At 72.3% G+C, this 22,826-nt stretch carries 18 protein-coding genes; 7 read left to right on the forward strand and 11 right to left on the reverse strand.

From position 1 onward, the window contains the following. Positions 1–19 precede the first annotated feature (19 nt). Together B073_RS0113660 and B073_RS0113665 are read right to left on the reverse strand one after the other, a co-directional pair. Entirely contained in the window at positions 20–421 is a 402-nt protein-coding gene (locus tag B073_RS0113660) for a VOC family protein (protein ID WP_018538659.1), read from the reverse strand. Positions 422–766: 345 nt separating this feature from the next. Next, a complete protein-coding gene (locus tag B073_RS0113665; RefSeq protein ID WP_018538660.1) occupies positions 767–1,591 on the reverse strand; it encodes a TIGR03619 family F420-dependent LLM class oxidoreductase in 825 nt (274 codons plus the stop codon). 319 nt (positions 1,592–1,910) lie between these two features. On the opposite strand from B073_RS0113665, the gene B073_RS0113670 reads away from it, so the two are divergent. Beyond that, complete coding sequence (locus B073_RS0113670; protein ID WP_026247352.1) at positions 1,911–3,452, forward strand: CehA/McbA family metallohydrolase; 1,542 nt, start codon at positions 1,911–1,913, stop codon at positions 3,450–3,452. A gap of 50 nt (positions 3,453–3,502) precedes the next feature. Here the strand turns inward: B073_RS0113670 and cyaB are convergent, their stop codons facing one another. Then, positions 3,503–4,087 carry a class IV adenylate cyclase gene (gene cyaB, locus B073_RS0113675; RefSeq protein ID WP_018538662.1) on the reverse strand — a complete coding sequence of 195 codons (585 nt, stop codon included), beginning with the start codon at positions 4,085–4,087 and terminating at the stop codon, positions 3,503–3,505. 15 nt (positions 4,088–4,102) lie between these two features. Then, positions 4,103–4,954: a helix-turn-helix domain-containing protein gene (locus B073_RS0113680; protein WP_026247353.1), complete on the reverse strand. Its 852-nt coding sequence runs from the start codon at positions 4,952–4,954 to the stop codon at positions 4,103–4,105. Between the two features lie 381 nt (positions 4,955–5,335). Between B073_RS0113680 and B073_RS0113685 the strand changes: the two genes are divergently transcribed. Further along, a complete protein-coding gene (locus tag B073_RS0113685; protein ID WP_018538664.1) occupies positions 5,336–5,587 on the forward strand; it encodes a hypothetical protein in 252 nt (83 codons plus the stop codon). A gap of 7 nt (positions 5,588–5,594) precedes the next feature. Here the strand turns inward: B073_RS0113685 and B073_RS0113690 are convergent, their stop codons facing one another. The 6 genes from B073_RS0113690 to B073_RS0113715 all read right to left on the reverse strand — a co-directional run bounded on the left by B073_RS0113690 (position 5,595) and on the right by B073_RS0113715 (position 13,474). Then, on the reverse strand, positions 5,595–7,013 hold the full coding sequence (locus B073_RS0113690) for an aldehyde dehydrogenase family protein (RefSeq protein WP_234025081.1): 1,419 nt from the start codon (positions 7,011–7,013) through the stop codon (positions 5,595–5,597). 116 nt (positions 7,014–7,129) lie between these two features. After that, the gene (locus B073_RS0113695) at positions 7,130–8,869 is read right to left on the reverse strand and encodes an N-acyl-D-amino-acid deacylase family protein (protein WP_018538666.1); all 1,740 of its coding nucleotides are present in this window, start codon (positions 8,867–8,869) and stop codon (positions 7,130–7,132) included. A 105-nt stretch (positions 8,870–8,974) separates the two neighbouring features. Continuing rightward, positions 8,975–10,117 (reverse strand): LLM class flavin-dependent oxidoreductase, encoded by a 1,143-nt coding sequence (locus tag B073_RS0113700; protein WP_026247355.1) that lies wholly within the window; start codon positions 10,115–10,117, stop codon positions 8,975–8,977. Between the two features lie 152 nt (positions 10,118–10,269). Further along, positions 10,270–11,073: an SDR family NAD(P)-dependent oxidoreductase gene (locus B073_RS0113705; protein ID WP_018538668.1), complete on the reverse strand. Its 804-nt coding sequence runs from the start codon at positions 11,071–11,073 to the stop codon at positions 10,270–10,272. A 57-nt stretch (positions 11,074–11,130) separates the two neighbouring features. Further along, positions 11,131–12,081: a TIGR03619 family F420-dependent LLM class oxidoreductase gene (locus B073_RS0113710; protein ID WP_018538669.1), complete on the reverse strand. Its 951-nt coding sequence runs from the start codon at positions 12,079–12,081 to the stop codon at positions 11,131–11,133. A gap of 16 nt (positions 12,082–12,097) precedes the next feature. Next, a complete protein-coding gene (locus B073_RS0113715; protein ID WP_018538670.1) occupies positions 12,098–13,474 on the reverse strand; it encodes an amidohydrolase family protein in 1,377 nt (458 codons plus the stop codon). A 565-nt stretch (positions 13,475–14,039) separates the two neighbouring features. On the opposite strand from B073_RS0113715, the gene B073_RS0113720 reads away from it, so the two are divergent. The 5 genes from B073_RS0113720 to B073_RS0113740 all read left to right on the forward strand — a co-directional run bounded on the left by B073_RS0113720 (position 14,040) and on the right by B073_RS0113740 (position 20,996). After that, positions 14,040–16,982 carry an AfsR/SARP family transcriptional regulator gene (locus B073_RS0113720; protein WP_018538671.1) on the forward strand — a complete coding sequence of 981 codons (2,943 nt, stop codon included), beginning with the start codon at positions 14,040–14,042 and terminating at the stop codon, positions 16,980–16,982. A gap of 215 nt (positions 16,983–17,197) precedes the next feature. Further along, positions 17,198–17,413, forward strand: a complete 216-nt coding sequence (locus B073_RS0113725; protein WP_018538672.1) for a hypothetical protein — start codon at positions 17,198–17,200, stop codon at positions 17,411–17,413. A gap of 300 nt (positions 17,414–17,713) precedes the next feature. Next, positions 17,714–17,935 (forward strand): hypothetical protein, encoded by a 222-nt coding sequence (locus B073_RS0113730; RefSeq protein ID WP_018538673.1) that lies wholly within the window; start codon positions 17,714–17,716, stop codon positions 17,933–17,935. 223 nt (positions 17,936–18,158) lie between these two features. After that, positions 18,159–19,829 (forward strand): class I adenylate-forming enzyme family protein, encoded by a 1,671-nt coding sequence (locus tag B073_RS0113735; RefSeq protein WP_018538674.1) that lies wholly within the window; start codon positions 18,159–18,161, stop codon positions 19,827–19,829. A gap of 219 nt (positions 19,830–20,048) precedes the next feature. Next, positions 20,049–20,996 carry a TIGR03619 family F420-dependent LLM class oxidoreductase gene (locus tag B073_RS0113740; protein ID WP_018538675.1) on the forward strand — a complete coding sequence of 316 codons (948 nt, stop codon included), beginning with the start codon at positions 20,049–20,051 and terminating at the stop codon, positions 20,994–20,996. Between the two features lie 105 nt (positions 20,997–21,101). On the opposite strand, the gene B073_RS0113745 is transcribed toward B073_RS0113740, so the two are convergent. Beyond that, positions 21,102–22,739: a FadD3 family acyl-CoA ligase gene (locus tag B073_RS0113745; protein ID WP_018538676.1), complete on the reverse strand. Its 1,638-nt coding sequence runs from the start codon at positions 22,737–22,739 to the stop codon at positions 21,102–21,104. Positions 22,740–22,826: the final 87 nt, after the last annotated feature.

Raw genomic sequence — 22,826 nt, forward strand, 5'->3', positions numbered from 1 at the left:
AGGGCGTTCACCCCTGCTGTCACATCGAGTTCAGCAGTTCCTCGGAGTACGTCCGGGTCAGGAACTCCATGTTGTGGCCGTCGGGGTCGTTGACGTAGAGGCCCCGCCCGCCGTCGTGGTGGTTGATCTCCTGCGGCTTGCTGTGCATCGGGTCGGCCCAGTAGGGCAGCTCGCGCTTCTTGATGCGGGCCAGGATTCCGTCGAACTCCTCCTCCGTCACCAGGAACGCGTAGTGCGTGGCGACGAACTCCCTGCCGCCGGCGACGTGCTCCGCGTAGTCGAGGGTCACCCCGTTGTCCATCTTGACCGCGGCGAACGGGCCGTACGCCTTGGGTTCCGGTGCGTCCAGCAGCTCGGCGAGGAAACGGGCCGAGGCGAAACGGTCCTTGCTGTGCACGATGGTGTGGTCGAGGAGGGGCATGGCTTCTCCTTGGTGTCCGGTCGGCTCCCTGTTGTGGCTTTGTGCCGTCCGTTGGCGCGTTGGTTGTGGCGTGCGTTGTTGTGCCTTCGTGCGCTTTGTTGCGCCTTCACCTTCGACGCTACGCCGGGGGCCGTCCGGGCGGATCGGTCTGTGGTACCGGCCCCGTGCGGTGCGGCCGTACACCGGTGGTCCTAGGGCGCGCCAGACGTCGGACTGGGCAGAGCCGATGCAGGGCTTACGCACCGTCGCTGACCGGCACCGTCACTGATCGGCGCTGTCACTGACCGGCGCCGTCACTGACCGGCGCCGCGGGCGAGCGCTCCGCTCACGGATGAGCGCTTTCGCTCACAGATACTGCGCGTAGTCGTCCAGCGTCCGCAGGATCTCCGCCTCGCCGGCCGGCGGTAGCTGGAGGACCACTTCCCGCAGGCCCAGGTCCCGGTAGTGGGACAGCTTGCCGGGCGTCGGGCGGACCGCGTACGGCACCACCGCCGGCTCGCCCGTGCGGCCGGCGTCGGCCCAGGCGCGCCGCAGGGCCGGGAGGGTCTCCGACAGGCCGCCGCCACCGATGGGCAGCCAGCCGTCCGCGGTGGCCGCGATCTCCGCCAGGAGCCGGGGGCGGGCCGCACCGCCCAGGAGGACGCGCGGTGCGCCGCCGACCGGTTTGGGGTGGGCGTGGGAGGCACGGACGGAGCCGAACGGGCCCTCGTAGGCGGTGGGTTCGTCGGCCCACAGGGCGCGCATCAGTGCCAGCCGGTCGCGGACCAGTGCCCGGCGGGTCGCCCATGACACACCGTGGTCGGCGGCCTCCTCGACGTTCCAGCCGTAGCCGACGCCGAGGGTGAAGCGGCCGCCGGAGAGGTGGTCCAGGGTCGCGATCTGCTTGGCGAGGTCGATCGGGTCGTGCTGGGCGACGAGGGTGATGCCGGTGCCCAGGCGGAGCCGTTCGGTGACCGCGGCGGCCTGGCCGAGCGCGATGAACGGGTCGAGGGTGCGGCCGTATTCGCGGGGCAGCGGTTCGCCCATCGGGGCGGGGGTTTCCCGGGAGGCGGGGATGTGGGTGTGCTCGGGCAGATACAGGCCGTCGAAGCCGCGCTGTTCCAGCTCGTGGGCGAGCCGGACCGGCCGGATCGTCTCGTCGGTCAGGAAGATCGTGGTCGCGATCCGCATGCTGGGCTACCTCCGCGTCGGGCGTGGGTGGGTGGTCAGGCTGGGTGGAGTGACCGCATGCTCCGGGTGGAGTGACCGCATGTTGCCGCACCGTCCGCGAGTTATCCACAGGGCTTTTTCCGCGTGTCACACGGGCGTAGAACAGTTTTCACACCGCGCGACGACGCGGCGGGCGACACGCGGGTCGACGGCCGCCGCGGGCGCGCACGACGTGCCGTGGCGGACGGGCCTCGGCACAACGGGAACGGACGAGACGGAAACGGACGACACGGGAACGACACGGGAACGAGATGGGACCGAACGAGTCGAGGGGGCGGAGATGGAACGACGTGAGGTGCTGAAGCTGTCCGCGGCGGCCGGCGCGGCGGGGGCGCTGACGCTCGGGCGGGTGAGCTTCGCCGCGGCGGCGCCGGCCGCCGGGCAGGCCGAGGACGGGCCGGCGGCCGGGGGCAGACCGCCCGAGCAGAGCCGCACGGTCACCGGTCATCTGCCCGTCGGCGCGCCGGACTTCGTCTATCTGCCGGTGGACGTCCCGCACGGCGTACGGGAGCTCGCGGTCGCGTACCGCTACGACAAGCCGCCCGTGCCCGACGGCACCGCGGGGAACGCCTGCGACATCGGCATCTTCGACGAGCGCGGCACGGCACTGGGCGGCGCCGGTTTCCGCGGCTGGTCGGGCGGGGCGAGAACGGAGTTCTTCCTGCGTGCCGACGACGCCACGCCCGGCTATCTCCCCGGCCCGATCAACGCCGGCACCTGGCACATCGCCCTCGCCCCGTACACCGTCGCCCCGCAGGGCCTGGACTACGAGGTCACGGTCACCGTGCGGCACGGCCCCCGGGGGACGACCCCGAAGCCCGTCCACCCTCCGGAGCGGGCCCGAGGCCGCGGCCGCGCCTGGTACCGCGGGGACAACCATCTGCACTCCGTCTATTCGGACGGCAAGCGGACGCCGGCCCAGATCGCGGCGCTGGCCCGGGCCGCCGGGCTGGACTTCATCACCACCACCGAGCACAACACCACCGCCGCACACCGCGCCTGGGAAGGGCTGTGGGGTGACGACCTGCTGATCCTCACCGGTGAGGAGGTCACCACCCGCAACGGCCATGTGGTGGCGATGGGCACCGACCCCGAGGTCTTCATCGACTGGCGCTACCGCGCGCGGGACAACGCCTTCGGCCGCTACGCCCGGGCCATCCGGCGGGCCGGCGGCCTGGTCATCCCGGCGCACCCGCACGCCACCTGCGTGGGCTGCAACTGGAAGTTCGGCCTGAACGACGCGGACGCCGTCGAGGTGTGGAACGGCCCGTACGGCCCCGACGACGAGGCCACCCTCGCCGAGTGGGACAACACCCTGGTCGCCCACGCCCGGCGCGGCGGCGAATCGGGCTGGCTGCCGGCCGTCGGGCACAGCGACGCCCACCGCGATCCGGACGTGATCGGCCTGCCACAGACCGTCGTCCTCGCCGACGACCTCTCGCGCCGCGCGATCCAGGAGGGCATCCGGACGGGCCGCGTCTGGATCGCCGAATCCGCCCGCGTGGACCTCGCGTTCACCGTCACCGGCGAGCGCGGCGAACACGCCGGGATCGGCGAACGCCTGGCGGTGCCGGACGCGGCCGCGGTCACCGCCCGGCTGACAGTCTCCGGCGTGCCCGGCTGCACGGTCTCCTTCGTCACCGACCAGGGCCGCCGCCACACCGCACCACTCCCGCCGTCGGGTACAGACACGGTCACCTGGCGAACCACCCCTGCCAACGCCGCCTACATACGCGCCGAGGTCCGCCACCCGTCGACGTCGACGGACCTCCCGGGCCCGATGGCGGCGATGACCAACCCGATTTTTCTAGGCGTGAGTTGACGGGCTGGTGAGGACAACAGGGGCCGTGGGCCGGAGTGCTGCGGGACGACTCATGCGGGCGGGGTTGCTCCCCCATCGACGGCGCGGCGAGCCGCTACGGCATCTGTGTACATCTCTGTCGTGAAGTCGTCCCCACGGATGCCGAGTTCACTCATGACGGACCGTACGTCGTGAAGGGCCGCCGGGAGTTCGGGCTCTCCCGGAACCATGGTTTCGACTTCCAGGAAAGTTCCTTCGATTTCCGGAACTTGGACCAGCGTGGCGAGCAAACTGCGGCCACGAGAACTGAATTCGTAGTTGCGGCATCGTTTCTGGAATGCGATTGCCGGAATGTACCCGAGTCCCCGCAGCATGGCATGCACGGCTTCCGGGTTGTCCACGCGCGTTTCGTGCTCCGGCTTCGAGCCGGACTCCGAATCGATTCGAGCATCCTTGTAGGTAAGAAAGGATCGCGTCGAGTCCGCCCCGCGGACCGTGCGGAGCCTCAACTCTTGGTCCTGCGCATCGAGGCTTCCCGACGGTTCGTCATAGTAGGTGTCTTGATAGATTTCGGTCCGCCCTTCGGCCTTTTGATCAAGCCGATCCAAGACGTAAACAGGGTTGCGCACACGCGCTTTCAGTTCCGCCTCAATCAATGCACGACCCTCCGCTCAGATGGTACGGATTCCTGTTTCGACCATGGCCTCGAACATCCTCCGAAAGCCTCGATACAGCGGGCCCTGCGGCGCCTCCATGACCTTGTAGATCGCCGATTCATGCCCTTCCCAGCCGGCATCGAAGGCTGAAACAAACATAGTGCCGTCCAACCTGATGACACGCCACGTTGGCTGCATTCTGTACCGGTAGACCCGGAGGTCGCAGACACTCGACAGCTCGCGCAATCGGGCCTCGGCGAGTTTGACGCCCCCAGCAAGCGATTCAGCAGATTCCCCGATCTCTGCCGCGCGCACGGCAAGGGCGGGCGATTCAGGATCAAGCAGCAATACCCGAACCTGCGGCGCCTGCTGCCCTTCTGGCCGAGCGAGAGAAGAGCGAAGCAGAGAATCATTCAGCCCGACAAGGCCAAGTCCGCGCACGGCGAGAATGTCCAACCTGCGGGCGGACATGGCAAGTTGTTTGATGTCTTCGGATGCGGAGGCTTGGGTGGCGTACACCCGGACGACTTCCGGGAATGCAGCCAAGTCGAACGCGCGGCCGCCACTGGCCGCGTCACGCGCCGCCGCAAGGCCGAGCAAGTGCCTGGCGCCGTCGGGCATGTTCAGCCCGTCCGCGATGCGCTCGAAAACGTCGAGGCGCGTGATCTCTCGCCGTCCGTTGATGACCTCGTTCACCCGTGCCTGTGTCATGGCCACGGCCGTAGCGATCCTGGTCTGACTGACCCCGCCGTACTGCTGGACGCGGCGGAACACCGCCCCCATCTCGCGTTTGCGTAAGGCTTCGCGGACTTCGGGTCGTTGCCAGGCCCACTCGGGCAGTTCGATGGGTACGAGTGCCGCAGGCATGTCCCTCTCCCGGTGTCACAACAGGATGAGGAGTCATCCCACGGTGAGATTACCGCCGGGATATGGGGCTCATGCCGTCCTGCGCTGAATCCTGGCCAGACGAGCAGGACAGACCCCACAAGCGTGGCGACGGCCCGAGCACCGGGCCACCACCCCCGGGAGGTTGACGATGCCCCGCAGGTGCCGCACCGTTCACTTGAAGGACCCGGTTCCCGTGAAGGACCCGGTTCCCGCACCAGAGCCCGAGCCCGTTGCCGGGTGCGACGTGTGCGCCGCCCTGGCCGGGCAGCGCGCGAGGGCGCACGCCGTCGGGAACAGGTCGATGGTGACCGACTGCAACGTCGAGATCCGTCGCCACCCCCACGCGAAGGCGGTGCACCCATGAGCGCGGGTGCCTGGTCGCGATCGCGCTCATGGGCCGAGGAACTGTGGAACCGCCACGTCAGGTACAGGGAGCTGTACCGGCAACTCGACCTCGTGCGGGCGGCCCTCAAGGCCCGTTCGGCATGGCTGGACGGGCTGCCGGAAGAGGAGTTGGCGGAGGTGCTGTGCGGTCTGGCTGCATGCATCGACGCCGTGGAGGCGGCGAGCAACGACGGACCCGACCATGCGGAGGGTGCACCCGCGACGTAGCCGCCCCTCACCCCGGCCAGACGATCGACTGCAGTTCGCTGTAGGCGTGCAGCGCGTACGAGCCGACGTCGCGGCCGACGCCGCTGCGTTTGAAGCCGCCGAACGGCGCCTCCATGTTCCGCCCGACCGTGTTGACGCCGACCCCGCCGGCCCGCAGCCGCCCCGCGACCCGGAAGGCCCGGGCCACGTCGCCGGACCAGACGTAGTCCAGCAGCCCGTAGTCGCTGTCGTTGGCCAGCGCGATGCCCTCCTCCTCGTCGTCGAAGGGCAGCACCGTCACCACCGGCCCGAAGATCTCCTCGCGGACCGCCCGCATGGCGCCGGTGCAGTCCGCGAAGAGCGTCGGCGCGACGTAGAAGCCGCGCGCCCGCTCCGGCCGCGCGCCGCCGGTGACCAGGCGGGCGCCCTCCTTCACGGCCAGCGCGATGTACCCCTCGACGCGGTCCCGGTGGGCGGCGGAGATCACCGGGCCGACGACCGTGGCCGGATGCCGCGGGTCGCCGAGGGTCAGCCCCTCCGCATACCGCGCCAGACCGGCCACCAGCCGCCGGTAGATCCCGCGTTGGGCCAGTACCCGGGTCGGTGCGGTGCAGATCTGGCCGCTGTAGAAGGAGAAGGTGGTGCCGATCCCGGACACCGCGGACGCCAGGTCGGCGTCGTCGAAGACCAGCGCCGCGCCCTTGCCGCCCAGCTCCATCAGCTGCCGCTTCATTCCGCGGCCGCACTCCTGGGCGATCCGCTGCCCGACCGCGGTGGAGCCGGTGAAACTGACCATGTCCACGCCGTCGGCCGCCACCGCCGCCTCGCCGACCTCCGGCCGCGTCCCGCTGACGACGTTGACCACCCCCGGCGGGGCCCCGGCCTCCGCCAGCGCCTCGGCCATCCGGTACACCGACAGCGGGTCCTGCGGCGCCGGCTTGACCACCACCGTGTTGCCCATCGCCAGCGCCGGCGCGACCTTTCCCGCCGGGTTGGCCCACGGGTTGTTGTACGAGGTGATGCAGGTGACGACGCCGACCGGGCGGCGGACCGCGACCGCTCCGAAGACGCCCCCGCCGCCCCTCGGTCCGGCCGCGTTGACCTGCGGCGGCACCGCGGTCTCGACCGGTTCCAGGGCGCCGCGGGCGTACCGCGCGAAGCGGGCCGCGGCCACCCCGACCTGGAGGGCGCGCGCCGTCCCGGTCGTCGCCCCGCTCTCCGCCTGCGCCAGCTCCGCGTAACCGGCGGCCTCCCGGCGGATCACCCGGGCCGCCCGGTCCAGCACGGCGGCGCGCTCCTCGGCCGCGGTCCGCGACCAGCCGTCGAAGGCGTCCCGGGCGGCGTCCACGGCCGCGGCCACCTGCGCCGGGCTCGCCTCCGGTGCGGGCCCGACGGCCTCCTCGGTCGCCGGGTCGATCACGTCGTAGTGCCCGCCCTCGGGCGCCACCCACTCGCCGCCGATGAACAGCCGCGAACCCGCCGCCCCGGCCGCGCGCCCGCGCCCGCGGCCGTTACGGCCCCCGTGGCCTCTGTGGCCTCCCTGGTGTCCCTGGCCTCCGGTGCTCACCTGGTGCTCACCGTCCTCGTGTCCCGCCCGGACCGCAGTACCGTCCCGGGCACCGCGCCGGTCACCTCGTCCTCGCGGATCGTCTCCACCCCGTTGACGCGTACGCTGACCACGCCGATCGGGCGGGAGTCCAGCCGTGGGCTGTCCCCGGGCAGGTCGTGCACCAGGGTCGCGGCGCCCGCGTCGATCCGCTCCGGGTCGAAGAGCACCAGGTCGGCGTGGTGGCCCTCGGCGATCCGGCCGCGTTCGCGCAGGCCGAAGAGGCGCGCCGGGTCGTCGGTCAGCATCCGCACCGCCGCTTCCAGCCCGACCAGCCGCCGGCCGCGCAGGCAGTCCCCGAGGAAGCGGGTGGTGTACGGGGCACCGCACATCCGGTCCAGGTGCGCCCCGGCGTCGGAGCCGCCGAGCAGGACGTCCTCGTGCTGCCAGGTCTGCTGCCGCAGGGCCCAGCTGGCGGGGTCGTTGTCGGTGGGCATCGGCCAGAGCACGGTGCGCAGTTCGTCGGCGGCGCAGATCTCGGTCAGGCAGTGGAAGGGGTCCTGTCCGCGTTCGGCGGCGATGTCGCGCACCACGCGGCCGGTCAGTCCCTCGTTGGCCGCCGCGTAGGTGTCCCCGATGACGTACCGGGCGAAGTCGGTCAGCCGGCGGAAGACCCCGGCCTCCTCGCCGTGCGCGTGGCGCAGCAGCGCGGCCCGGACGTCCGGGTCGCGCAGCCGGGCGATCCGCTCGGGCACCGGGAGGCCGAGGACGTCGCCCCAGCCGGGGATGAGGTTGAGGGCGCAGAAGGTGCCCAGGGACATGTTCATCGGGGTGAGGATCGGCATGGTCAGCGCGACGATGCGGCCGCCGGCCCGGCGGGCGCGTTCACTGGCGAGGAGTTGCCGGGGGACGCGTTCGGGGACCGCGGAGTCGATGGTCAGCACGTTCCAGTTGAGCGGGCGGCCGGCCGCCGCCGACATCTCCACCAGCAGGTCGATCTCGTCGTCGGTGAAGCGGTCCAGGCAGCCGGCGACGATCGCCTCGATCTGGGTGCCCTCGTGCTCGGCGACCGCGCGGGAGAGCGCGAGCAGTTCCTCGGGGCGGGCGTGCCGGGAGGCGACCGGCCGGCCGTCGCCGTCGGAGTGGCTGGACGACTGGGTGGTGGACAGCCCCCACGCCCCGGCGTCCATCGCGTCGTGGAAGAGCCGCAGCATGGCGTCGAGTTGGGCGGCCGTGGGCTGCCCGCCGACCGCGTCCGGTCCCATCACGTGCCGCCGCAGCGCGCAGTGCCCCACCATGAAGCCGGCGTTGACCGCGATCCGCCCCTCCAGCGCGTCCAGGTAGTCCCCGAAGCCGTGCCAGTTCCAGGGCGCGCCCTGCTCCAGGGCGACCAGCGACATCCCCTCGACCCGGCTCATCATCCGCCGGGTGTAGTCGGCGTCCTCGGGCCGGTCGGGGTGGAGCGGGGCGAGGGTGAAGCCGCAGTTGCCGCCGGCGACGGTGGTCACGCCGTGGTTGAGGGACGGGGTGGCGTACGGGTCCCAGAACAGCTGGGCGTCGTAGTGGGTGTGCGGGTCGATGAACCCGGGGGCGAGGACCAGGCCGTGCGCGTCCTCGCGCGACCGGGCCGCCTCGGCGACGGTGCCGGGTTCGGCGATCACCGCGATCCGCCCGTCCCGGATGCCGACGTCGGCCGCGAAGGCGGGCGCGCCCGTGCCGTCCACGACGGTCGCGGCCTGGATGAGGTGGTCGAGCATGGGGGGCGTCCTTTCTCGGGTACGGGGGCGGGTACCCGGGCCCGGTACCCGGACCTGGTACGCGGGGCGCGGGCGGGACGGGTGCGAAGCAGGCTCCGGCCGCGGTCAGCCGGCCGCCCCCGCCGCGCCCGCCGCCCGCCGGAAGCGGGTCGTCCGGTGCACCGGATCGGTGTCGATCTTCGGGATGACGTGCTCGCCGATCAGCCGGATGGTGTTCATGGTGTCCTCGTAGGACACCCCGATCGGCAGCCCGAAGGAGAGCTGGTCGGCGCCGGCCTGCTCCCAGCGCTTGCACTGCCGCAGCACCTCGTCGGGGTCGCCGCAGATCATCAACTCCTCGTCGATCAGCACCTCGACGAGCTCCTCGGTGTAGTCGGGGAGCAGTGCGGGCCACTCCGGGACGCCGTCCGGGCGGGGGAAGGTGTCGTGGTAGCGGAAGAGCAGCGACTGCAGGTAGTTGAGCCCGCCGCCGACGGCGATCCGCACGGCCTCCTCGTGCGTCTCCGCGCAGATGGCGGTGGACGTCACCATCACGTTGTCGTTGACGAAGTCCCCGACCGGTTCGGCGTCCTTGACCGCGTTCTTGTACGAGTCGACGACCCACTCCATGTCGGCGACCTTCTGCACGCTGAAGCCGAGCACGCCCAGCCCCTTCTTCCCGGCCATCGCGTACGAGGACGGCGACCCGGCCGCGTACCACATCGCCGGGTGCGAGGCCCCGTACGGCTTGGGCAGGACCTTGCGCGGCGGCAGCTGCCAGTGCTTGCCGCGGAAGCCCTGGTACTCGTCCTGGAGCCACATCTTGGGGAACTCCGCGATGGTCTCTTCCCAGATCTCCTTGGTGTGGTTCATGTCGGTGATGCCCGGCAGGAACCCCAGGATCTCGTGGCTGCCAGCGCCCCGGCCGGAGCCGAACTCGAACCGCCCGGCGGAGAGGTGGTCGAGCATGGCGACCTTCTCGGCGACCTTCACCGGGTGGTTGACCGGGGCGAGCGGGTTGAAGATCCCCGAGCCGAGGTGGATCCGCTCGGTCGCGTGGGCGAGGTAGCCGAGGTAGACGTCGTTGGCGGAGAGGTGGGAGTACTCCTCCAGGAAGTGGTGCTCGGAGGCCCAGGCGTACTTGAAGCCCGACCTGTCCGCCTGGATGACGTACTCGGTCTCCTCCATCAGCGCGTGGTGCTCGGCCTCCGGGTCGGCCTGCGCTCGCGCGGCGGGCACATAGCCCTGCACAAAGAGCCCGAATTCCAAGGGGGTTCACCGTCCCTCTTCCGCTGCCGCGGCTCTTTCTGACGTACCGTCAGATCGGATGCCACGACTGTTCCAGCGGCGCCGGGGCACGTCAATACCCGCAGCAGGGAAAGCTGACGCACCATCAGATCTGGGCGCCGGGCGGCAGACCGTCAGAACGGACTCACCCCCGCCAGCCACCCCCCGTCGATCACGAACGGCTGCCCCGTGATGTACGACGAGTCCTCCCCCGACAGGAACAGCGCCAGCCGGGCCACCTCCTCCGGCCGCCCGATCCGCCCGAGCGGCACCAGCTTCCGGTACAGCTCGTCCACCGCCCGCACGGACTCCGCCTGACCCGCCGGGTCCACCGGGCCCGCCGACGGATCCAGCACCGCCGGATTCGTCATCGGCGTGTCGACCGCCCCCGGGCACACCGCGTTGACCCGTATCCCCTGGCCGGCCAGCTCCAGCGCGGCGACCCGGGTCAGCCCCACCACCGCGTGCTTGGTGGCGGCGTACGCCCCGACGAACGCCATGCCGGTCAGGCCCGCGTACGAGGCGGTGTTGACGATCGTCCCGCCGCCGGCCGCCGCGATCCGGGGCGCCACCGTCCGGATCCCCAGGAAGCACCCGGTCTGGTTGACGTCGAGCACCCGCCGGAACTCCTCCAGCGGGGTGTCCACCAGCGCGTTGAACCGCAGTATCCCCGCGTTGTTCACCAGCCCGTCGATCTTCCCGAACGCCTCCTCGGCAGCGCCGACGAGCGCCGCCCAGTCCCCCTCCACCGCCACGTCCAGCCGCACGAACCGGGCCCGCTCCGCCCCCAACTCGGCCGCCAGCGCCGTCCCCTGCTCCTCCAGCACATCCCCGAGCACCACCCGCGCCCCCTCCGCCACGAACAGTCGCGCCTCCTGCTCCCCCTGCCCCCGTGCCGCCCCGGTGATCACGATGACCCTGCCGTCGAGCTTGCCCATACCTGCCCTCCCGTGGTGTCCACACAGGCCCCGCCCTCCCCACTACAAGGGACGGGCTCAGTCGTTCAGCAACGGACCGACCTCCGCCCCGAAGGCCGCCATCTGCTCGACCAGCTCCGACCGGTCGCGGCTGCGGAACCGCACCTGGATCTGCCGCACCCCCATCGCCCCGTACTCCCGCAGCGAGGCGGCGATCCGTTCCGGCGCCCCGACGAGCGTCCGCCGCCCGACGTCCCAGCCGGGCTCGCCCACGTACACCGGCTCGGCGATCGCCCCGATCTCGATCGGCTCGGCGATCCCGGCCTCCTCGCGCATCCGCCGCAACCGCCCGATCTGCCCCGGCAGTTCCTCCCTCCGGTCCCCCTGCGGCAGCCAGCCGTCCCCGCGCACCGCCGCCCGCCGCACCGCCGCCGGGGACGAGCCCCCCACCCACACCGGAGGCCGCGGCGCCTGCACCGGCCGCGGGCCCTGCCCCAGCCCGCCGAACGCGAACCGCTCCCCCTTGAACTCGGGGAACCCCTCCTCCCCCAACGCCGCCTTCAACGCGTCGATCGCCTCGTCCAGCACCGCCCCCCGCCGCGCGAAGTCCACCCCGAGCGCCTCGAACTCCTCGCGTACGTGCCCGGCGCCGACCCCGAGGATCAACCGCCCGCCGGACAGCCGGTCCACCGTCGCGTACTGCTTGGCGCTGATCAGCGGATGCCGCAGCCCCACCACCGCCACGTGGCTCAGCAGCCGCACCCGCTCCGTGACGGCCGCGAGATAGGACAGCGTGGCCACCGGGTCGTACCAGACCGTCCCCATCGCCTCGGCCAGCCGCCGCGGGATCGCCACATGCTCACAGCACGCCACGTACGCGAACCCGGCCCGGTCCGCCGCCCGCGCCACCGCCACCAGATCCTCCGGCCCGCCCCCCGCCTCCCATCCCTCCGCGAAAACCCTGCTCTGCGCCTGCACCGGCAGCTGCATCCCATACACCAGCCGCCCCTGCCCCAGAACCTGCACCATGCCTACACCCCCGCGCTCAGCTGCCTGCCGCCGCCGGCCCCCAGAGACCCTCCGGGGTCAGCCCCAGGAGTTCGATGGCGTTGCCGCGGACGAGGCGTTGCACGGTGGCGTCGTCGAGGTGCGACATCTGGGATTCGGCGATCTGGCGGGACTTGGGCCAGGTGGAGTCCGAGTGGGGGTAGTCGGTCTCGTAGAGGACGTTGCCGACGCCGATCGCGTCGAGGTTCCGCAGGCCGAAGGCGTCGTCGAAGAAGCAGCCGTAGACGTGCTCGGCGAAGAGTTCGGAGGGCGGGCGGAGGACCTTGTCGGCGACGCCGCCCCAGGCGCGGTTCTCCTCCCAGACGATGTCGGCGCGCTCCAGGATGTAGGGGATCCACCCGATCTGGCCCTCGGCGTACATGATCCGCAGCCGCGGGAAGCGGTCGAACGTGCCGCTCATCAGCCAGTCGGTCATCGAGAAGCAGCAGTTGGCGAAGGTGATCGTGGAACCGACGGCGGGCGGGGCGTCGGCCGACGTGGACGGCATCTTCGAGGACGAGCCGATGTGCATGGCGACGACCGTCCCGGTCTCGTCGCAGGCGCGCAGGAAGGGGTCCCAGTAGTCGGTGTGGATGCTGGGCAGCCCCAGGTGCGGCGGGATCTCGCTGAAGCAGACGGCTCGGACGCCGCGGGCGGCGTTGCGGCGCACCTCTTCGGCGGCGAGCTCCGCGTCCCAGAGGGGGACGATCGTCAGCGGGATGAGCCGTCCGCCGGCCTGCGGGCCGCACCACTCCTCCACCATCCAGTCGTTGTACGCGCGCACGCCCAGCAGCCCCAGCTCGTGGTCCTTGGCCTCGGTGAAGGTCTGGCCGCAGAAGCGGGGGAAGGTGGGGAAGCAGAGGGCGGACTGGACGTGGTTGACGTCCATGTCCGCCAGCCGTTCGGGGACGCTGTAGGAGCCGGGGCGCATCTGTTCGTAGGTGATGCCCTCCAGCCTGATCTCGTCGCGGGGGTAGCCGACGGCGGTGTCAAGACGGGTCAGCGGGCGGCGCAGGTCCTCGTAGACCCACCAGTCGGCTATCGGGCCGCCGTCGCCCGGGGCGCCCATCGTCGGGGTGAACTTGCCGCCGACGAAGGTCATGTCCTTGATCGGTGCGCGGACGATGCGCGGGCCGGTGTCGCGGTATTTCGAAGGGAGCCGGTTCCGCCAGACGTCGGGGGGCTCCACGGTGTGGTCGTCGACCGAGATGATGTGGGGGAAGGGGCTCTCCGACGCCCCGGAATCCCCCGCATCGTTCTGCTGCCCGGGCTCCGTGGACTCCTCGCCCCCCTTGGGTCGCGTGGCCTTCTCGGCCTTCTCGGACTCCATGAACTTCTCGGCCCTCTTGCGCTCCTCGTGCTCCGTGGTCTCCATGGGCGCTACGGTAGCGCCGATCTGACGGATCGTCAGGAGCGTGGGAGGGATGCGCTTGCGGGAAGGAGGGAAGGCGCGACTCCGCGGGCGGCCCACGGCCCGGGCCGTCCGGAGAACCGAACAGCCCCCGTGGGGCGTGTACGCAGGCGGGCCGGGCGGCCGGTAACGGTCTGCCGGCAGTAACAAACCGGCCAGCCGGGAACGGGGGCCGGGGCTCCGGGCGGGGGGCGACGGATGCGTGGCGGGCGCATCGGGGACACCGCGCACGGGCCGGCCCGTAAGGGGCGAGCAGCTGGGCGTCCGGCGCCGCACACCCCCTCCCAGCTGGGAAAACGCCCCGGCAGGCGGTCCGGGCGGCGCATCGGGGCGGGAACGGAGGGTTCCCCTCCGACGGCCCGGCGGGGCGCGGCGCCCTGCCCGTCCGACCGCACGGGGAGGCTTTGTGCACGCTCCGGACCCCTACTGACGTAGAGGGTCGCGACAGGGCAGACTGACCGTTGCGCTCGGCGCAAAGCTTTGGACGTTCATGACAGCACGAACGGACGGGACACGGCAGGGGGACACCATGGACGACGGTCCGGGACAGGTGCGGGAGCGGCTCCGCTTCACCGTGCTCGGTCCCGTGCGGGCCTGGCGCGGCGAGACACCGCTGGCGGCGGGTTCGCCGCAGCAGCGCGCCCTGCTCGCGGCGCTGCTGCTGCGCGGCGGCCGGACCGCCACCGCGCCCGAGCTCGTCGACGCCCTGTGGGGCGACGAACCGCCGCACGCCGCGCTGGCCGCCCTGCGGACCTACGCCTCCCGGATCCGCAAGGCGCTCGGCGCCGACGCGGAGGCCCTGGTCAGCGAGTCCGGCGGCTACGCGCTGCGGCCGGTGGACGGCCGGCCCCTGGACCTCGACCACGACACCGCCGAGCAGTTCGCCGCCGACGCGGAGAAGGCCAAGGCCGCCGGCGACCGCGGACGGGCCCGCGAACTCCTCGACGCCGCACTGGACCTGTGGGACGGCGAGCCGCTCGCCGGGCTGCCCGGCCCGTATGCCGAGAACCAGCGGACCCGCCTCCAGGAGCGGCGGCTGTCCCTGACCGAGACCCGTCTCGAACTCGACCTGGAGGCCGGCTGCCACGCCGAGGCGGTCTCCGAGCTGACCGCACTGACCGCCGCGCACCCGCTGCGCGAGCGGCTGCGGGAGCTGCTGATGCTGGCGCTGTACCGCAGCGGCCGCCAGGCCGAGGCGCTCGCGGTGTACGCCGACACCCGTCGCCTGCTCGCGGACGAGCTGGGCGTGGACCCCTGTGCCTCGCTCTCCGAACTCCAGCAGCGGATCCTGCGGGCCGACACCGAACTGGACGCGCCGGCCGTCGGCGACGATCAGCACGGCGCCGGGGCCACGTTCGTCCGGCCGCGCCAACTCCCCGCCACCGTCGCCGACTTCACGGGCCGGGCCGCGTTCGTCAACGAGCTGAGCGACCAGCTGGCGACGGCCGATGGCAGCGTGATGGCGGTCTCGGCCGTCGCCGGGATCGGCGGCGTCGGGAAGACGACCCTGGCGGTGCATGTCGCGCACACCGCGCGGGAGCACTTCCCGGACGGGCAGCTCTACGTCGACCTCCAGGGGGCGGGGCACAACCCGGCCGAGCCGGAGGCGGTGCTCGGCGCGTTCCTGCGCGCCCTGGGAACGGCGGACTCCGCCATTCCGGACGGCCTGGAGGAGCGTGCGGCGCTGTACCGCTCCGCGCTCGCCGGACGGCGCGTCCTGGCGCTGCTGGACAACGCCCGGGACGCCGCCCAGGTCCGCCCGCTCCTGCCCGGTACGGCGGGGTGCGCGGCCCTGATCACCAGCCGGTCGCGGATGATCGACCTCGCCTCCGCCCACCTGGTCGACCTCGACGTGATGAGCCCCGAGGAGGCCCTGACCCTCTTCACCCGCATCGTCGGCGAGGAGCGCGTCACCTCCGAGCGGCAGGCCGCCATGGCCGTCGTCGGCGCCTGCGGCTTCCTGCCGCTGGCCATCCGCATCGCCGCCTCCCGCCTGGCCGCCCGCCGCACCTGGACGGTCTCGACCCTGGCCAGCAAGCTCGCCGACGAACGCCGCCGGCTGGACGAACTCCGCGCCGGCGACCTGGCCGTGAAGGCCACCTTCGAACTGGGCTACAAGCAGTTGGAGCCCGCCCAGGCCCGCGCCTTCCGCCTCCTGGGCCTCGCCGACGGCCCGGACATCTCCCTGACCGCCGCGGCGGCGCTGCTCGACCTGGACGCCGAGAGCACCGAGGAACTCCTCGAAACCCTCGTCGACACCTCCCTGCTGGAATCCGCCGCACCGGGCCGCTACCGCTACCACGACCTCGTCCGCCTCTACGCCCGGGCCTGCGCCGAACGCGACGAACACCCCCCGTCCGAACGGGACGCGGCGCTGTCGCGGTTGCTGGACTTCTACGTGGTGACGGCATCGCGGGTGTACGCGCTGGAGCGCCCCGGCGACCGGCTGATCGCGCACCTGGCCGAAACCAGCCACCCGGGCCTGGAGTTCCAGAACCGGGCCTCGGCCCTGGAGTGGCTGTTCAGCGAGGCGGGCTGCGTGCTGGCCTGCGCGCGGCAGTTGGGCGGCACCACCACGCTGCGGCGCGCGACCGACCTGATGCTGCTGGTCAAGGACCTCGCCGAATCGGGCGCCGAAGCGCTGCAGTTCGAGCAGACCAGCATCTCCCTGCTGAAGGCCGCCCGGGAGACCGGGGACCAACTCGCGGAGGCCCGTCTCCACCTGGCCCTCACCTACGTCCGCACCCTGACCGGGCGGTTGGACGAGGCGGACGAGAACGCCAAGTCCGCCATGCTGCTGGGTCTCGCCACGGAGGACCCGTTCTCGTCCTCGTACGCGCCGAACGACCGGGGCATCATCGCCAACTCCCAGGGGCGGCACAGCGACGCCGAGGGATATCTGCGGCAGGCCCTGGCCGCCTTCCACGACGACGACAACCGGCAGTCCGAGGCCAGCGCGCTGTGCAACCTCTCGCGCGTTCACCTGGCCACCGGGCGGGTGGACAGTGCCATCGAGCTGGCGGCACAGGGCATCGCCATCTACCGCGAGTTGGGGGCCAAGCGCAGGCTCGCCAACGGCATGTACGCCCTCGCCCTCGCCTATACCGAGGCCATGCGGCTGGACGAGGCGACGGAGCAGCTGACGGCCGCGCTGGCCATCTTCAAGGACAGCCGGCAGCGCTTCTGGGAGGGGATGACCAACTTCCGGCTGGCCGAGGTCGATCTCGCCGCCCGCCGCCCGGCCAACGCGGCGAACCGCGCCGAACAGGCACTGACCGCGTTGCGGGGCATCGGCGGCGACTCCTGGCGGGCCACCGTGCTGACCACCCTGGGCCGTGCCCTGCACGCGCTCGGGCACACCGGCCGGGCGCGGGTGTGCTGGCAGGAGGCACTGGCGACCTTCGAGCGCCTGGGCTCCGCGGAAGGAAGCGTGGTGCAGGCACTGCTCTCCCCTCCTGCCGCCGTCGCGTAAACCGCCGCCGCTTCTTGTCGGCGCCGACGTTTATCGATCGTTCATCGCGCCGGGCCACTCTTAACAGCATCGAACCGCCGCCTCGGGGGGCAAGCGGCTCGATGCCCAGGCCGCATGGTTATTGTGAGCGGCCGCCATGCCCGTCCGGCGACCAACGGGGGAGTCGCCGGCCGGGCTGGACCAAGCATCAAGCGCCCACTCAGGAGTTGATCTCTATGAGCACCGACAACCAGGCTCAGGCGACCGCCGAGCGGGATGGCATCCTGCCGATGGACAACCACCAGCCGATCATCGCGCCCGGCGTCACCCCACGCGTGAAGAAGCCCGGCAAGCGGGACGTCATCAAGCCGATGGACAACCACCAGCCCATCGCCGCACCCGACGTCGTCACGCCGGAGGACAACCACCAGCCTCTCGGCGAGCCCAAGTAAGACCCACAGAGCCCACGGGGGAATACGGGGACACGGGGGACACGGGGGAGCACGACCGGGGGCCGGGGGACCCCCGAAGGAAATCCGGGGGAATTCGGGGGAATCCGGGGGATCGCAGGGGCCGTTTTCCCGTGGCTGGGAGGGGAAGCCACGGGAAAACCGGCCCCTGCGGCGCTTTTGCCCGGTAAGCAAAACCTGCGATTTTCGTGGCTTTCCCCGACAAGGGTCGAACATCTGCACACACTTAGCGCTAGTTTGTTTCTGGGAACAGCAACGACCCCCGAATTCTGAGGAGTTGGTATGACCCGCACGAGGAAGTCCCTCGCCGTCGCCGCCATCACCATGGCCGCACTCGGCGCCGCCGCGGCACCCGCCCTGGCGGACCACCACATACCCAGCCCGCCGAATTCCGTGACGGCTCAGGACAGCCATGCGCCCGTGACGCCGCTGGACAACCACATGCCGGTGGCCTCAAAGGGCGGCCATGCGGGGCTCTCGCCGATGGACAACCACATGCCCTGACCGGGAGTCGGAGAACAGCCCTCCACTCACGGTGTCGCGGACGGGGCCGGGCGGAAGACCCGGCCCCGTCCGCCTTTTCGCGGGTCGGACGTTTTCATTCCGAAACACTTGTCGCGGTGTCGCCGAAGTGGGCGCCGCAACCATCCCCTGACGCGCCGTCAGCACCGCTGCTACAGTCGCGCCGTCCCGACCTGCACCGCCCATCCACCCCTGGAGGCGCGCCGTGTTCGAAGTCGACCGTGTGCGGACGTTGTGGGAGCTGGTCGAGTACCGGGCGCGGGCCTCTGGGGGTGCGCCGATGTTCTTCGACGGGGGCGGCGGGCCGAGCGTCGGCTTCCGGGAGGTGCGGGACGCGGCGCTGTGCGCGGCGGCCGGGTTCCGGGAGTTGGGGATCGGGGCCGGGACGCGGGTGATGTGGCAGTTGCCGACGCGCGTCGAGACGATCGTCGCGTCGCTCGCGCTGGCGCGGCTCGGGGCCGTGCAGACCCCGGTGATCCCTCTGCACCGGGCCCGCGAGGTCGGGTTCGTCCTGGAGGAGTCGGCGGCGGAGTTCGTCCTCGTACCCGGGGTGTGGCGGGGGTTCGACTACGCGGCGCTGGTCCGCGGGGCGGCCCGGGGGCGCGACGGTGTGCGGGTGGTCTCCCTGGCCGACGGGCTGCCCTCGGGGAATCCGGGCACGCTGCCGGAACCCCCGCAAGAAGAGGACGGCCGCACGCGCTGGATCTACTACACGTCAGGAACGACCAGCGCGCCCAAGGGAGTCGAGCACACCGACGCCTCGCTCATCGCCGGCGGGGTGGGGCTGGCCACCGCGCTGGGGATGTCGGCCGACGACATCGGCTCGATCGCGTTCCCCTATGCGCACATCGCCGGGCCGGACTACGTCGTCGCCATGCTGGTCAGCGGCTTTCCGGCGGTCGTACTGGAGACGTTCGACGCGGAGCGGGCCGCCGAGGTCTACCGGCGGTACGGGGTGACCATGGCGGGCGGCAGTACCGCGTTCTACCAGGCGTTCTATGACGCGTCGCGGCGCCGTCGGCAGGCCGCGCCGGGCGCTGAGCGGGACGCCGGACCGGACACCGGGCCCGATGCCGTGCCGGACACCGGGCCGGATGCCGTGCCGGACGCCGGCCGACTGATCCCCTCGCTGCGGTTGCTGTCCGGCGGCGGCGCGCCGTTGCCGCCCGAGCTGTACCGGGCGGCCGGGCGCGAACTGGGCTGCGCGGTCGTGCACGGATACGGGATGACCGAGTGCCCGATGATCGCTATGGGGACGCCGTACGACAGCGACGAGCAGCTGGCGCACACGGTGGGCAGGCCGGTGGCGGGCGCGCGGGTGCGGATCGTGCGGGCGGACGGGAGCGAGGCCGCGACCGGGGAGACCGGGGAGGTCACGGTCTCCGGGCCGATGGTCTGCCGGCGGTACACCGATCCCGCGCTGACGGCGGAGGCGTTCACCGCGGACGGCTTCTTCCGCACCGGCGATCTGGGCCGACTGCGCCCCGACGGGCACCTGGTGCTCACCGGGCGGCTGAAGGACATCATCATCCGCAAGGGCGAGAACATCTCCGCGCAGGAGGTCGAGGATCTGGTGCACACCCACCCGGCGGTGGCGGAGGCGGCGGTGATCGGCCTGCCGGACCGGGAGCGGGGGGAGCGGGTCTGCGCGGTGGTCACGCTCGCCCGGGACGGAGACGGGCACGGGGGCAGCGCCGGGGACGGGGCGGGGGCGCTGACCCTGGCCGCGCTCGGTGCGCATCTGCGGGCGGCCGGGCTGATGACGCAGAAGCTGCCCGAACAGCTGGAGATCACCGACGCACTGCCGCGCGGCGGACCACTGAACAAGGTGCTGAAGTCGGCGCTGCGGGAACGGTACGGGGGGCGGGGGCGGTAGGTCCCTCCACCGGCCGGCGCCCGAACTGGACGGCGGCGGGCCGGTGATGAGCGGAGGGGGCGTAACGGGAAGCGGAGGGGGCGCAACGGGGCGGGCCTCGCCTCGTCCTCGCCTCTTCCTCGCCTCGTCCTCCCCTCTCTTGACCCTCACACCCATGTCAGGCCGTAGAAAGGCGGGCGTCCGACCGAGTCACACGCTTCGGGAAGCGGAGGCCGCCCCATGAACGACGCCCTCAGTACACAGCAGCACCCCACCGTGCACCCCCCTGCCGGCGGGCCGCGGACGGGCCGGATGCGGTTGCACGTCGTGCTGCCGTCCGAGTCGGGGGCGATGGCCGCCGGCGCGCTCGCGGAGCTCGCGCGCGAGGCGGAGGAGCTGGGGTACGCGGGCGTCTGGCTGCCGGACCATCTGCTGCCGCCGGGCCCGTACGGGCGGCTGCCCGAACGTTACGGCGGGGTGTACGAGGCGCTGACCGCGCTCGGGTACCTGGCCGCGGTGACCGAACGGGCCGTACTGGGGACGTCGGTGCTGGTCGCCCCGCTGCGCGAACCGCTGCTGCTCGCCCGGCAGTCGGCGACGCTGGCACGGCTGAGCGGCGGCCGGTTCGTACTGGGCGTCGGCGTGGGCTGGCAGCCCTACGAGTTCGACGCGGCCGGGGTCGGCTTCGGCGACCGGGGCGCGCTGACGGACCGTGCGCTGCGGCTGGTGCGGCATCTGCACACGGGGGCGGGCGGGCCGTACGACGACGGGCATCTGGCGTTCGACGAGCGGGCGGTGTTCGAGCCGCGGCCCGAGGAACCGGTGCCGTTCCTGATCGGCGGGAACTCGGACGCGGCGCTGCGGCGCGCGGCGGAGTTCGGCGGCTACTGGCAGGCCGTGGGGCTCGCGCCGCGGGAGTTCGCGGAGCGGGCGGCGCGGCTGCACCGCCGGGCCGCCGAGCGCGGGACCCGGGTGGCGGCCGGGGCCCGGATCGGCTGGGACGGACCGGACCGGACGGCGGCGGAGCTGGCGGCCGAGGTCGCGGCCTGGGAGGCGGCCGGCGCGGCGGACCTCGGGGTGTGGTTCGGGGCGGCGGACGACGGCTTCGCCGACCGCATGCGGGCATTGGCGAAGGCGACCGGGGTGGCGGACGGCCGGGTCCCCGACCTCACGGGGCAAGGCAGGTAGGCCGTGTCCACAACTCACGGGGCAACCCGGCTAGGCCGTGTGCCGTCCCCTCCCCCGGTCAGAACTCCCGCCCGCCATCCCCGCGACGGGAGTTCGACGACGGGTCTACAGGGTCCGCTGACCCCCGCCCCTCAGCTGCCCCTTGAGCACCTTCCCGCCGGCGTTGCGCGGGAGGCCGGGGAGGAATTCCACCTCCCTGGGCACCTTGTAGTTCGCCATCTCGCGGCGGGACCAGGCGATCAGGTCGTCGGCGGTGAGCCGGGAGCCGGGGCGGCGGACCGCGTATGCCTTGCCGACCTCGCCGAGGCGGCGGTCGGGGATGCCGATGACGGCGACCTCGGCGATGTCCGGGTGGCGGACGAGGAGTTGCTCTATCTCGGCGGGATAGGCGTTGAAGCCGCCGACGATGAACATGTCCTTGATGCGGTCGGTGATACGGAGGTTGCCGTCCGGGTCGAGGACGCCGACGTCGCCGGTGCGCAGCCAGCCGTCGGGGGTGATCGCGCGGGCGGTGGCGGCCGGGTCCTCGAAGTAGCCGGACATGACGTGGTAGCCGCGGACCAGGACCTCGCCTGCTTCGCCGGGCGGCTGCGAGTGTCCGGCGGCATCCACGATCCGGATCTCGGTGTCCGGTATGGCGCGGCCCGAGGTCGACGCGATCACCTCGGGCGGATCGCCGCGGCGGCACATGGTGACCACGCCGGTGCTCTCCGACAGGCCGTAGGCGGTCAGGACGGTGGCCACCTTCAGCTCGCCGCGCAGCCGTTCCACCAGTTCGAGCGGGACGACGGCGGCGCCGGTGACGACCAGGCGGAGCGCCGAGAGGTCGTGCAGGCCGCGGTCGGGGTGGTCGAGGAGCTGCTGGTGGAGGGTGGGCGGGCCGGGGAGGACGGAGATCGCCTCGGCGGCGATGTTGGCGAGCGCGGTCTCCACGTTGAAGACCGGCTGCGGGACCATCGTGGCGCCGCGCAGCAGGCAGGCGACGATGCCGGCCTTGTAGCCGAAGGTGTGGAAGAAGGGGTTGACGATGAGGTAGCGGTCGCCCTCCTGGAGGCCGGCCAGTTCGCTCCAGACGTCGTAGGCGCGCAGGGTCTGGCCGTGGGTGAGCACGGCGCCCTTGGGGTGGCCGGTGGTGCCGGAGGTGAAGATGATGTCGGAGGGGTCGTCGGGGCCGAGGGCGCCGGCGCGGGCGCGGACGGCGGTGGGTGGCACCGCGGCGCCGCCGGCGAGGAAGTCGCGCCAGGTGGTGAAGTCGGCGGGGGCGTCGTCGGAGAGCACCACGACCCGTTCCAGGTGCGGGAGTCCGGGCAGCGGGCCGCGGCCGCCGCCGTCGCCCCGCTCGGCGGCGCGGCGCAGCGAGGCGACGTAGGACGTGCCGAGGAAGGTGCCGGTGACGAAGAGGATCTTGGCGCGGGTGCGGCGCAGGACGTCGGCCGCCTCGGCGCCCTTGAAGCGGGTGTTGACCGGGACGAGGACCGCGCCGGCGGTCACCGCGCCGAGGGCGGAGACGATCCAGTCGAGGGTGTTGGGCGCCCAGACCGCGGCCCGGTCGCCGGCGGCGACGCCGGCCGCGACGCACGCCGCGGCGGCCCGCTCCACCCGCGCGCCCAGCTCGGCGTAGGACACCCGGGTGCGGCCCTCGACGACGGCCTCCCGGGGGCCGTACCGCGCGGCGGCCGCGCGCACCAGGTGGGCCAGGGAGCCGTGGGCCAAGTCGGCCCGTGCATCGAGACGTTCGCCCATCGCATGCCTCCCGGTCCCGGCAAAGACCCCGCTCCGCACTAGCTGACTGGTCGTCAGATTAGCGGTAGCCTCCTCCGCTGTCAGCAG

Source organism: Streptomyces sp. MspMP-M5 (assembly GCF_000373585.1).
In the GTDB taxonomy this organism is placed as follows: domain Bacteria; phylum Actinomycetota; class Actinomycetes; order Streptomycetales; family Streptomycetaceae; genus Streptomyces.